Source organism: Brumimicrobium glaciale (assembly GCF_004152935.1).
Taxonomy (GTDB): domain Bacteria; phylum Bacteroidota; class Bacteroidia; order Flavobacteriales_D; family Crocinitomicaceae; genus Brumimicrobium; species Brumimicrobium glaciale.
In genome coordinates this window covers 885,911-899,470 of record NZ_SETE01000001.1, presented here as the reverse complement: position 1 = coordinate 899,470, position 13,560 = coordinate 885,911, and the positions used below count along the sequence as shown (strand labels likewise).

8 protein-coding genes and 1 tRNA gene are annotated in these 13,560 nt (G+C 34.5%); 7 read left to right on the top strand and 2 right to left on the bottom strand.

The genetic code is table 11. The features are described from left to right. Positions 1–108 precede the first annotated feature (108 nt). On the bottom strand, positions 109–2,040 hold the full coding sequence (locus ERX46_RS03490; protein WP_165366134.1) for a Na+/H+ antiporter NhaC family protein: 1,932 nt from the start codon (positions 2,038–2,040) through the stop codon (positions 109–111). 136 nt (positions 2,041–2,176) lie between these two features. Here ERX46_RS03490 and guaB point away from each other — a divergent pair, with 136 nt between their 5' ends. The 6 genes from guaB to ERX46_RS03460 all read left to right on the top strand — a co-directional run bounded on the left by guaB (position 2,177) and on the right by ERX46_RS03460 (position 11,584). Further along, positions 2,177–3,649, top strand: a complete 1,473-nt coding sequence (gene guaB / locus ERX46_RS03485; RefSeq protein ID WP_130092435.1) for an IMP dehydrogenase — start codon at positions 2,177–2,179, stop codon at positions 3,647–3,649. A 99-nt stretch (positions 3,650–3,748) separates the two neighbouring features. Then, positions 3,749–5,710: a peptidylprolyl isomerase gene (locus ERX46_RS03480; protein WP_165366133.1), complete on the top strand. Its 1,962-nt coding sequence runs from the start codon at positions 3,749–3,751 to the stop codon at positions 5,708–5,710. Continuing rightward, entirely contained in the window at positions 5,703–6,560 is an 858-nt protein-coding gene (locus ERX46_RS03475) for a hypothetical protein (protein ID WP_130092433.1), read from the top strand. Before ERX46_RS03480 ends, ERX46_RS03475 begins: the two co-directional genes overlap by 8 nt. Continuing rightward, a complete protein-coding gene (locus ERX46_RS03470; RefSeq protein ID WP_130092432.1) occupies positions 6,526–7,899 on the top strand; it encodes a peptidylprolyl isomerase in 1,374 nt (457 codons plus the stop codon). Before ERX46_RS03475 ends, ERX46_RS03470 begins: the two co-directional genes overlap by 35 nt. Positions 7,900–7,921: 22 nt before the next feature. Then, positions 7,922–8,875 (top strand): AAA family ATPase, encoded by a 954-nt coding sequence (locus ERX46_RS03465; RefSeq protein ID WP_130092431.1) that lies wholly within the window; start codon positions 7,922–7,924, stop codon positions 8,873–8,875. A gap of 63 nt (positions 8,876–8,938) precedes the next feature. Continuing rightward, on the top strand, positions 8,939–11,584 hold the full coding sequence (locus ERX46_RS03460; RefSeq protein WP_130092430.1) for a TonB-dependent receptor: 2,646 nt from the start codon (positions 8,939–8,941) through the stop codon (positions 11,582–11,584). A gap of 304 nt (positions 11,585–11,888) precedes the next feature. On the opposite strand, the gene ERX46_RS03455 is transcribed toward ERX46_RS03460, so the two are convergent. Then, positions 11,889–11,962 (bottom strand) — tRNA-Arg (locus ERX46_RS03455). Positions 11,963–12,139: 177 nt separating this feature from the next. On the opposite strand from ERX46_RS03455, the gene ERX46_RS03450 reads away from it, so the two are divergent. Beyond that, positions 12,140–12,832, top strand: a complete 693-nt coding sequence (locus ERX46_RS03450; RefSeq protein WP_130092429.1) for a TapB family protein — start codon at positions 12,140–12,142, stop codon at positions 12,830–12,832. Positions 12,833–13,560 lie beyond the last annotated feature (728 nt).

Below are 13,560 nucleotides of genomic sequence, written 5' to 3'. Positions count from 1 at the left end.
AGATCCGTGTCATCCGCGTGCCAATACAGTGCAATACATAGACAACCTATTCAGCCTATCACCTGCAAAACTCTTTGAATCCGAAAATAGTTCCAAATCAAAACTGTCCTAAACCTTTTTCCCCACAAAATGCACAATCAAGTACAGCACCAGTATCCCAACTCCGAAAGCCACCAAACTCGGCACTCCAAAAGCTGTAGGAATTACTCCAATAAATAACGCAACAGCTCCAACACTTAAAGCATAAGGCATTTGTGTTCTAACGTGCTGAATATGATCACATGAAGTGGCTAAACTACTCAATATTGTAGTGTCAGAAATCGGTGAACAATGGTCTCCAAGCACGGAACCAGCCAATACCGAAGCAATTGTATTGTACAAAATTGCCATTTCTGAGAAATTTGGATCTCCTGCTGCTACTGCGAACGATAATGGAATTACAAGCGGATACATTAACGCCATTGTGCTCCATGAAGAACCCGTTGAAAAGGCTATGAATGCAGATAAAACAAATGTCAATGCTGGAATAACCCAAACATGTGAAAAGTCTGATCCAAAAAATGCCTTAAGGTATTCTGCAGTACTTAAACTTTCAGTTACTCCGGCCAATGACCACGCTAGAATTAAAATCACAACTGCTGGCATCATCGTATTTATTCCAACAATCATGGCATCCATTGCTTCTTTCAAAGACATAATTCTTTGAGAAACTGTCATAACAATTGCTGCTGCCAAACCAGCCATGGATGACCATAGTAAAGCAACATAAGAATCTGCGTTACCAATTACGATTCCTAATTTTCTAAAAAATCCAACTTGATCTCCTCCTTCAGTTCCAATCGCCGCCCAAGTTCCGTTACTTAAATCAATTCCGTTTTCAAGTAAAAAGGAATTAGAAGCTGAAATTCCAGTTACTAGTAATCCTAGGAATGTTCCTGAAATCACAATAAATATTGGAATAATGGCATTGTAGGCTTTAATTTTAGCGTTTTTCACTGGATTAAATTCTTCCAATTCACGATTTGTAACTGTATCTGCGGTATTTCCTTCTTTTAAAGTTTTAATTTCGGCCTTGTACATCGGACCAAAATCACGTTGTTTATAAAGCAAGAAGAAAACAAAGAATAAAGTGAAAATAGGATAAAATGAATACGCTAAAGAATTAATAAAAATACCGTAAGCACTTTCTGTAATAACGACTCCTTGTTGCATTTCAATTTTCGAAATCCCATCAGTTATGTATGTCAACTCCGCACCAATCCAAGTGGTTATAAATGCTATTGCAGCAATTGGAGCAGCTGTGGAATCAACAATATAAGCCAGCTTTTCTCTTGAAATTTTCAAACGGTCTGTAATTGGTCGCATCGTATTTCCAACTACAAGTGTATTGGCGTAGTCATCAAAAAAGATGGCTAATCCCAAAAAGTAAGCGGTCAACATTCCAGATTTTCGGTTCGTTGCATATTTAATTAAGCGATTTACCACTCCCTGCATTCCTCCATTCTTAGAAATTATGGCGACGATGGAACCTATAATTACAGAGAATAAAATCACCGAAGCATGACCAGGATCCAGCAGTGCATCTAAAATATAATGATCTAAAACGGTAAAGAACGCGGCAAATATTCCTGAGATTCCTCCTCCATAAAACCCTATAGTTGCTGCACCAATAAATATCCCTATAAATAAGGAAGAAAGAACCTCTTTAAAAATCAATGCTAAAATAATGGCAATTAAAGGAGGCAATAAAGACAACCAACCCGGAATAACCAAAGGTTTCTCATATTCTATGGCTGTATTTTCAAATTGGATATTGTCATTCTCCAAAGTCACATTCATTACATACTTGTCACCTGCTTTATTGAGTTGTAAAGTATCTTTATTTAAAATCAAATAATCGATTTCAGTTTCAGAGTGTACCTGAATATCTGTAGGTACATTTTTCAATACTACTTCGGGGAAAATTACATTTTGACTGAAAGCAATTTGCCCAGCAAATAAAAATGTGATAAAAAGAATTGTAACGATCTTTCTAAGCATGTGTGTTTTGAATTTAGTCTCCGAATATAACAATAATGACGGTTTAACAGATTTTATCAACATAAAAACATCAAAAAATTCAGTTCTTTTTTAATTTTTAGTACATTTGCGTGAATTTATTTAAATGTAAGTTCACATGGCAATTCGAGATATAAATAACGTAAGAGAGGCGTTAACATTTGATGACATTCTTCTCGTTCCAGCATTTTCAGAAGTGCTTCCCCGCAACGTAATTCTTAAAAGTAAAATCACAAGAAACATTTCTGTGAATACGCCTGTCGTATCTGCTGCAATGGACACTGTAACTGAATCGAGCATGGCAATTGCTATGGCTCAATCGGGTGGTATTGGTGTGATTCATAAAAACATGAGTATCGAACTTCAAGCACTTGAAGTACGTAAAGTGAAGCGTTCGGAAAGCGGAATGATCATTGACCCTATTATTTTAGGTGAAAAAGCTTTGGTTAGAGATGCACTTGCTTTAATGAAAGAAAATAAAATCGGTGGAATTCCAGTAGTGGATGAAAACAAGGTTTTAAAAGGAATTGTTACCAATCGTGACTTGCGATTCGAAAAGATAAAAGACCGTCCTATTATAGATGTAATGACCAAAGATAATTTGGTGGTTACAAATGAAATGACAGACTTAACAACTGCAGAAGGAATTTTACAAGAACATAAAATTGAAAAACTTCCTGTTGTAGATAAAGATTACAAATTAATCGGATTGATTACTTACCGTGATATTATTAAGGTAAAAGAATATCCGAATTCTTGTAAGGATCAATTTGGTCGTTTGCGTGTTGCTGCTGCTGTGGGTGTTACAGATGACACAATGGAAAGAGTTGACGCTTTAGTGAAAGCTGGAGTTGATGCAATTGTAATTGATACAGCTCACGGACACACTTTAGGTGTTGTTGAAAAATTAAAAGCCGTAAAAGCAAAACACAAAGGAATTGATGTTATCGTAGGAAACATCGCGACTGCAGAAGCTGCTAAATATTTAGTTGAAGCTGGCGCAGATGCCGTAAAAGTTGGTATTGGACCAGGTTCAATTTGTACAACAAGAATTATTGCTGGTGTTGGAGTTCCACAAATCACAGCTATAAATGATGTTGCAAGAGCACTTGAAGGAACAGGAGTTCCTGTAATTGCAGATGGTGGAATTCGTTATACGGGTGATATCGTTAAAGCAATTGCTGCTGGAGCTGACACCGTAATGGTAGGTTCAATGTTCGCAGGAACAGAGGAATCTCCTGGAGACACAATCATTTACCAAGGAAGAAAATTCAAAGCTTACCGAGGAATGGGATCAATTGAGGCAATGGAAAAAGGCTCAAAAGACCGTTATTTCCAAGACACAGAAGACGACAGTAAAAAATTAGTTCCAGAGGGAATTGCAGGTCGAGTTCCTTATAAAGGAAACCTCGAAGAAGTAGTTTACCAAATTGTGGGCGGATTGAGAGCTGGAATGGGATATTGTGGTGCTGAAACAATTGATGATTTACAAGGTGCAGAGTTCGTAAGAATTACCAATGCAGGTATGACTGAGTCTCATCCACACGATGTTGCAATTACTAGAGAAGCTCCTAATTATAGCTTCAAATAAAATTGTAACACAATATATTTTCAAGTTTAAGGTTTAACATCTGATTAGATTATTAATTTCGTAACCGTTTTAAAAATTAAAGTATTTATAATTATGTATTTGAAAAAGTATCTATTGTTAATTACTGCTTTTTTCGCATTTGCCGTTAGTGGTATAAGTCAAAAAGGAGATAATGAAGTCGTAATGACTGTAAACGGTGAAAAAGTAACTAAAAGTGAGTTTCTCCAAGTCTATTTAAAGAACAATGACAATCCAAAGTATGACAAAGAAAGTTTGGATGAGTACATGGAGCTTTATAAAAAATTCAAGCTTAAAGTTGCAGAAGCAGAAGCTTTAGGATATGACACAATCCCTTCTTTGAAAAGAGAATTACAAGGATACAAAGAGCAATTGGCGCATCCATATTTAATTGATTCTAGTAAAACTAGAGAATTATTAGAAGAAGCTTATGACAGAATGAAGCACGAAATTAAAGCTTCACATATTCTAATCACTGCTAAACCAGATGCTTCTCCAGCAGATACATTAAAAGCTTACAACAAAGCTTTAGATTTAAAGAAACGTATTGATAAAGGTGAAGATTTTGGAACTGTAGCAAGTTCTCCTGGAGGTTCAGAAGATCCTTCGGCGAAAATGAATAAAGGTGATCTTGGATACTTTACTGCTTTCCAAATGGTTTATCCTTTCGAAACTGCCGCTTATAAATTGAATGTCGGAGAAGTTTCAATGCCTATTAGATCAAGCTTTGGTTACCACGTAATAAAAATAGTTGACAAGCGTGAAGCTAGAGGAACTATTACTGCTGCACATATAATGGTTGCATTAAATAATGAAGCAGACAAAACAGAAATCACAAATGCTGAAAAGAAAATTGGTGAAATTTATGCAGAATTAGTCGGAGGAGAATCTTTTGATAAATTAGCGCGTTTATATTCAGATGATCAAGGTTCTAAAGCGAAAGGTGGTCAATTGCCTCCATTTGGATCTGGAACAAACCAAAGAATGGTGTCAGAATTTGAAGATGCTGCTTTTGCATTGAAAAATGATGGAGATTACTCTCAGCCTTTCAAAACAGATTATGGTTACCACATCGTAAAAAGAGTTGAATACAAGCCGCTTGGTTCTTTAGAAGAATTGAGATCACAAATTCAACAAAAATTGAGTCGTGGTGATAGAGCTAATCAATCAGAAAAAGCTTTTATTGCTAAGTTGAAAGAAGAAAACTCATTCAAAGACAAAGGAGACAAAAGACTTTCTTGGTTTTATGAAAACATCGACAGCACAGTATTCAAGAAGAACTGGGAATCTCCTAGCTTGAAGAAAAACAAGTGGATGTTTAAATACAACAACACAAAATATGATATGATTGGCTTTATGAACTTTATTGCAGAAAGCAAAAAAGGAAAGCAAATGCCTGTTCATAAATTTGTAGATGAAAAATATAACGAATGGCAAGCTGCCGAAATTATGAATGACGAGAAAAGTCGTTTGGTAATTAAATATCCAGCTTACAAAGCATTATTACAAGAATACCATGATGGAGTTTTGTTGTACGAAATAATGAAAGATAAAGTTTGGGACAAAGCAATTAAAGATACTGTTGGATTACAGAAATTCTTTGAAGCTAATCTAGATAAATATCAATGGCCAGCTAGAACTCATGCAGTAATCTATTCTTCAAGCAAGAAAGAAATGCTAATGGAGGCGAAACTATTGGATGATTTAGATACTTTAACAATGTATGACATTTTGAATAAAGTGAATGCAGATTCTCAATTGAATCTTGAAGCTGAAACAGGGAAATACATTTCTTCAGAAAAACCATTAATTGCAAATAGAGATTTAAAAGTTGGAGCGAACGACATCTTTAAGGAAGGTGACAAATTCTACCTTATTGTTGTCGAGGAAAAACTTCCTGCTGGACCAAAAGCTTTAAGAGAAGCAAGAGGATCAGTTATTCAATCTTATCAAGAACATTTGGAAAGTAAATGGTTGAGTGAATTGCGTGAAAAACATACAATTACTGTAAACAAAGAAGCATTATATTCTATTGGTGAGTAAGCTGAAAACATATACTATTGGGAAGGTTGTTCTATGGAGCAGCCTTCTTCTGTTTTTATTTTCCTGTGCCGAAAATAGAGATACGAAGATCTGCAAAGTTGGAGATCAGATATTATATGAAACAGAATTAAATGATAGAATAAGTCTTTTACTTGGTGATTTTTCTGATGAAGAAGCGAAAGAAAAGGTAATTGAAGAATGGATTAATCAACAGCAAGTAGCCTTAGAAATCGAAAAATCTTCACCCGAAGTCAAAACAGCAAATGAAATGAGGGTTCAAGATGAATTAATGCAATTGAACCTTTTTGAATTAGAGAATATTTTCATTACGGAAAATTTAGACTCAATAATTAGTAATCAAGAAATTCAAAAATATTACAATTCGCACAGAGAAAATTATAAAGCTGAATCTTTTATTGTTCGAGCTTTATACATTAAGATTCCAGATACACTGGCGCCAATGTTAAACATTGACAAACACTTCTTGTTAAAGAATGATAAAGACTTGAAGGAAATTAAAAAAATTGCAAATCTTTACGCAACCAATTTCTATTTTGAGGAAGAAAGATGGATTTATTTCGATGATTTAGTGCGAGAGATTTCCATTTCCACAAACAAGAAAGAAGAATTGGTTAAAAGTCGCGGAAAAGCAATATTTAAAGAAAACGGTGAGACGCATTACATAAACGTACTCGATTTCAGAACAAAATCTATATCTTCACCGATGGAGATTGAAAGGGCCGGTATTCGAAGACATATCCTTAAAAGGAGAGTAAATAATTTACGAAACAAAGCAAAAGAAACAATTTTAGAAAATGTTAAAGAAAAGTATCCTATCACTTATTATTAGTTTTGGTTTCTCCTTCATTGGAAATTCACAAATCGTTTCATCAGGTGTTGCATCAGATAAAATCATAGATGAAATTATCGCTCAAGTGGGTGATAATCCAATCTTACTTTCTGATGTTGAAGCACAACGTATTCAACTTAAAAGCGAAGGCCAACCAGTTGACGATAAAACAAATTGTTTTCTATTAGAAGAATTACTCTATCAAAACCTTTTGTTGAATCAAGCGAAAATTGACAGTATAGAAATGTCTGATGGACAAGTAAATGCTGAAATGGAAAATCGTTTACGTACACTAGAACAACAAATTGGAAGTCGTGAAAAACTAGAGCAATTCTACGGTAAAACATATACTCAGATTAAAGAAGAATTCCGTGAAATCATTAGAGACAGACTACTTTCTCAAGAAATGGAACGACAAATTGTTGCAGATCTTGAAATTAGTCCAAATGATGTAAAAACCTTCTATAAATCAATTCCAGAAGATAGTTTACCTTATATCAACGAAAAAATTGCGATTCAACAAATCGTGATTTATCCCAAAATAACGCAAGCCAGTAGAAATGCTGTAATTGAAAAATTAAAGGGATGGAAAGAGGATTTTAAATCTGGAAGTCGTTCTTTTTCTGCTGTTGCCACAATTCACTCCGAAGACCAAGGAAGTGCAAAAGAAGGTGGTAAAATTGAAGCTACTCGTGGAATGATGGTAAAACCATTCGAAGCAGCTGCTTTTGCACTTGAGGTTGGACAAATTTCTGATGTTGTAGAAACACAATATGGTTACCATATCATTCAATTGGAATCAAGAAAAGGTGATGACTACACAGTAAGACATATTCTTTTAACACCAGAAATTGGCCGACAAGAATTAAGAGATGCAGCCACTTTAATGGATGAATGTTTTGCAAGATTGAAAAGAAACGAAATTACTTGGGACCAAGCAGTAAAAGAATATTCTGAAGATGATGACACACGTCAAAACCAAGGGAACTTATCAAATCCTTACACTGGTGAGCAATATTGGGATGTTTCAAACATCAATCAAATTGACCCACAAATTTTCGGATTAGTAAATGGTTTAGAAACAGGTGAAGTTTCAAGTCCTGGTTTATATACCGACATGAGATCACGTAAAGAAGGTGTTCGTGTTGTCCGTATAAATAACAGAACAGAGCCGCATACAGCTAACCTAAAAGATGACTATAATTTCATAAAAAAGGCAGCGAAAAACAATAAGAAAGAAGAGTTAATAAAAGACTGGGTAAATAGTAAAGTTGGAAAAACTTATGTGCGTTTTGATGAAAAATATGCATCTTGTGATTTCCGTTACGCTTGGAAATAACCTATAAAAAACACTTACAATTATGTCAAATGTGAAAGAGTTGGACCAACTTGTTGAGAAATACAAGGTACTAAAAAAAGAAATTCATAAAGTTATTGTTGGACAAGAAGAAGTTGTTGACCAAGTGCTAATTTCTATGTTTTCTCGTGGTCATTGTCTCTTAGTTGGTGTTCCAGGATTGGCCAAAACTTTATTGGTCAATACTATTGCGCAATCTTTAGGATTGAGTTTTAACAGAATCCAATTTACGCCTGACTTAATGCCTTCTGATATTGTAGGAGCAGAAATATTGAATGAGAACCGCAAGTTTGAATTTGTAAAAGGACCTCTTTTCAACAATATGGTTTTAGCGGATGAGATCAACAGAACTCCACCCAAAACACAATCTGCATTACTGGAAGCAATGCAAGAGAGAACGGTTACTGCAGCAGGACAAACTTATCAGTTACCGAAACCTTTTTTCGTATTGGCAACACAAAACCCAATCGAGCAAGAAGGAACTTACCCCCTACCAGAAGCACAATTAGACCGTTTTATGTTCAATATTTGGGTAGATTATCCAACTTTTGAAGAAGAAATGGCCATTGTTAGATCAACTACACAAGATACTGAAGTTAACATTCAGCAAATCATGAGCAGCGAAGAAATCATGCGTTTCCAAGCGTTAATCCGTGAAATTCCCGTTGCAGAGAATGTACTGGAATACGCTGTAAAATTAGTTGGGAAAACAAGACTAAATGATACTTCTGCACCTCAGTTAACAAAAGACTTTATCACATGGGGAGCTGGACCAAGAGCTTCTCAATATTTAATTATTGGTGCAAAATGTCATGCTGTTTTGAAAGGGAAATATGCTCCAGATATCGAAGATGTGAAAGCTGTAGCAAAACCTATTCTTCGTCACCGTTTAGTGCGTAACTATAAGGCTGAGGCTGAAGGTTATTCAATGGACAAAATTATAAATGAATTACTATAAAAGTTAAAGTAATTATACCATTTGTAATTTCTACTCGTTAGTTGCATTAAACACGGTGATTTCATGAGGATTCTTTCCATTTTTCTATTAATTATATCCATCTCTATTCAGGGATTTTCGCAAACTGGAACCATCACAGGAAAAGTAGTTGATAAAACGAACAAAGGATTTCCTGAAATTCGTATTTCTCTAAAAGGTGATGTAAAAGTGCGAACAGAAACAAATCTTGATGGAGTCTATAAGTTAGAAGTCCCAACTGGAAATCAAACGATTATTATTCAATTTGACGATGAAGTACAAGAACGTACTGTCGATGTTACTGCCAACACTATAACAACCATCGACAAAGTTAAATTGAACGTTCAATACTTTACTGGAATTGTTGTTACTGGAAGAGCAAAAGACAACTCAATTGACGATTTACCAATAATAGATGTGGGAAGTATTCCTTCTCCAAATGGAAGTATCGAAAAATACTTAACATTGACTACCGCAGCAAATTCAAACAATGAATTGACAAACAATTACAATGTTCGAGGTGGAAGTTATGATGAAAACCTTGTTTATGTGAACGGTTTTGAAATTTATCGTCCTTTCCTTACCCGAAGTGGTCAGCAGGAAGGAATGAGTTTTATTAATCCAAATTTAGTAGACAACATTGCTTTTAGCGCAGGTGGTTTTTCAGCAAATTATGGAGATAGATTGAGTTCGGTTTTGGATATTACTTACCGAACACCAACTAAATTTAGAGGATCAGTAGATGCATCACTTTTAGGAGTTTCTGTTCATGTAGAAGACAAAGTGAGTCCAAGATTTAATTATATGGTAGCAGGACGTTACCAAGATCAAGGATATCTTTTGAATGCACTTCCTGTTCAAGGAGCTTACAAACCAAGATTTTTTGATCTTCAACTCGTAGCCAATTACAACATTAAGGAAAACTTAGTTTGGAGTGTTTTAGGACATTTCTCTTCAAACGATTACCGTTTTGCCCCTGTTTCTCAAGAAACTAAACTGGGAACAATCAGTGCTCCATTGAGTTTTAAAGTCTATTTCGAAGGTCAAGAAGTAACTCGTTTTCAGACAATAACTGGAGCTACTTCCTTAAAATGGGATGTAAACAAAAGAACAGATTTAGCCGTTTATGCTAAAATATTTAATACAGATGAAAGGGAAACTTTTGATATTCTTGGCGAGTACTTTATTAATGAATTAGAAAATGATCCAGCAAAAGAAGAATTTGGAGATTCAATAAATACACTTGGCGTTGGCGCATTCTTAGACCATTCAAGAAATAGGCTTCAGGCAACAATTTACTCTTTAAGACATCAAGGAAATCATCAATTCATGCAACTTACCGAGGATGGTTTAGGCTATGACAAGAAAGGGAAATTGAGTTGGGGATTGTCAGCACAATATGAAGACTTTTTTGATGTAATGAGCGAATGGAGTTTGATAGACTCTGCTGGATTTAGCTTGCCTCAGAACAATCCAGATGAAGTTGGATTGCAAGAAGTAGTTAAAGCCAATAACGTACTCCAAACTTTTAGAACAAGCGGATTCTTTCAATATAGTCAGTCATTTGATAAGTATAAAGACAACTTTCCCGTTCAAATAAAAGTAAAGTCATTTGATTCATTCGGAAATAAAATAAAAGAGATTCATTACGATACAGTCGAAAGATCAAGATCTCAAGTAACGTTTAACACAGGAATAAGAGCGGGTTATACTGCTTTCAATAATGAATTCTACGTTACACCACGTGCAACAGTTAGTTATTTCCCAAGAAGGTACTATATAAACAGTGAAGGTACTTTAAGAAAACGTTTTGTTCGATTACATGCAAGTACTGGATTATATTATCAACCTCCATTTTACAGAGAATTACGCAGAATGGATGGAACTGTAAATACCGATGTGAAAAGTCAGAAGTCTTTCCATTTTGTAACTGGAGTCGATTATGCATTTGAAATGTGGGAACGTAATTCACCATTCAAACTTACAGGAGAAGTCTTCTATAAATACATGTGGGACGTAAATCCGTATGGAATAGACAATGTGCGTACCCGATATTTAGCTGAAAACAATGCAATTGGACACGCCTACGGACTAGATTTAAACCTACATGGTGAGTTTATTGAAGGTTCTTATTCATTCTTTAAAATTGGATTACTGCGTAGTATAGAAGATTTAAAAAATGATGATTACATGGTTTACACCAACTCTGATGGTGAAGAAATTATTCCTGGATTCACTTTTAACAATACTCCCGTTGACAGTTCAGTCGTTTCACCAGGATATATTCCAAAACCAACTGATCAATGGTTTACATTTGCCACTTTAATACAAGATAGAATGCCCGGTTTTGAGCAATTCACAGTACAATTAGGACTTAACTTTGGTTCTAGATTGCCTTATGGTCCACCAGACGATGCACGCCGTAAAGATACACTTCGTCAAAAAGCATATTTCAGAGTAGATATTGGTTTTGGTTACGACTTTCTATATAAAAAGCCTAAACCAGAGAACCGAAAGAAGATTTTTAGACCATTTACTGACATTCGCCTAAACTTTGAAGTTTTCAATTTATTAGGAATTGATAATGTCCTTTCTCAACAATGGGTTCAAGATACACAGGGAAATTACTTAGCTGTTCCTAATTATTTGACGCAGCGGAGGCTTAATTTGAAGTTAATATTGAGGTTTTGATGAGTACACTTGAATTTCATTAACTGACTTACCACAGCATATTTCAAATCTCTGACCTAATTCTTATTAAAGAATCATAGAACTCAATATTGAGTAAATAGAAGCAATAACTTTCTAATACTTTCTGTAATTAATGAAAGAGGGATTACATATCCCATTGAACTCCGAATTCCGAATAAAAGCTTTACGTTCCTTCAGAACGTTAGGCCTTTTTTGGTTTTAAATTCCTTGAAAACTCTAAGGAGCTTTCAGAGAATTTAAAACCAAAAAAAGCCTTCCCTATAGGAAAGCTTTTTACTCTTAGTGACCCCGGAGGGATTCAAACCCACAACCGCTGGAGCCGAAATCCAGTGCGCTATTCAGTTGCGCCACGGGGCCATTTTTTCTTGGGCTCGTGGTGCAACTACATCATAAAATGATATTCAGTTGCGCCACGGGGCCATTTTAATAAGTGTGAATTAGGTGGTACAAAATTAAAATAATAATCAATCGTTATTATTTTAATTTAATAAATTCTATATTAGCTATAATTACTTATTAATCAATACCGTAAACATGAAAAACTTCATCACAACACTCTTTCTATCGCTATTTACAACGGTTCTATTCTCTCAAGAATGCATGAATTCTGAATATTTAAAGAAAGGGACGCAATGGGAAATCACAAGTTTTGACAAGAAAGGCAAAAATACAGGGTTTACAAAACATGAAATCCTAAATGCGAGTCACAGCAGTAATAAGTCGCTGTGGGAGATTAAAACACAATTGTATGATGAAAAAGATGAGTTCATTCATGATGGAACAATTGAAGTAATTTGTGAAAACGGGATCTATAAAATAGATATGAGTCAAATGATACCAGCGGAAACAATGAAATCTTTAGAAAGTATGGAAGTTGAAATGGATGGAACTTCCATTAACTATCCAACAGAAAAAGATGTCAATACGCAACTAGAAGATGCGACCATCACTATTTCTGCTTCGACATCAGGTATTTCCATAATGAATATGAAAATAACAACCTTTGATAGGAAAATTGAAGGAATAGAGACTGTAAAAACAGATGCAGGAAACTTCGAATGTTTAAAAATCACTGAAAAAGCCAAAATGGAAAACAGTATGATGAGCAGAGAGTCTTCTACAATTTCATGGTTTCTGACAGGATTTGGTGTCGTTAAATCTGAATCATACAATCACAAAGATAAATTGACTGGTTCTTCAGAACTAAGTGCGTTATCATATAAGTAATAGCCTACTATGTTGATTTCTATGACTATTAATATATATACTTACTTTTTTAAAGTCTATTTATAATATTTTCAATCTCCTTTCTTTTTAAAAAAGTCATTTATTAAGCACTTATTTACGAATATAGACCTGAAAAAGTTCAATTTCAAAAAATCACTTATCAAGGTTTGACCACCAAATTTTACTTTAATTGATTTACAACCGCGGATATTCTTTCAAATTCAACCCAATATTTAAAGTTATTCAGCAGATAAATTCAGGCAAATAGTCAGAACATTTTCGATTAATGTACATTTTCGATCGGATAAAGTGCCAAAAACGACCTGCTAAGGATTTAATTTAAACCGACAAACAGTATTTTTCTAACGACAAAACTCATTTTTTGAGGCATCAAACTAAAAAATTACGGTTTTTATCAAAATTATTTAAAAAAAATTTATTTTTTTTTCAACATAAAAAAAATTGACTCTTACTCATGTGATTTTTATCAAAATAAATAATAAAGTGATTGGTTTTCACTAAGGATGGAAATAGAATTTATATTCACAATGCACTGTTTTTATTGGAAAACTACTTTAAATCTATTGTTAAAAGATTCAATTATCCGAATAAATAAAATTTAAAAAACTGGTTCTAAAAATCTTCTTTTTGGAGTGAAATCCTTTACGAATTACGTAAAACCAACACTATTATAGGGGGTTCAGGCATTAAACATGGCTTTCAACTTA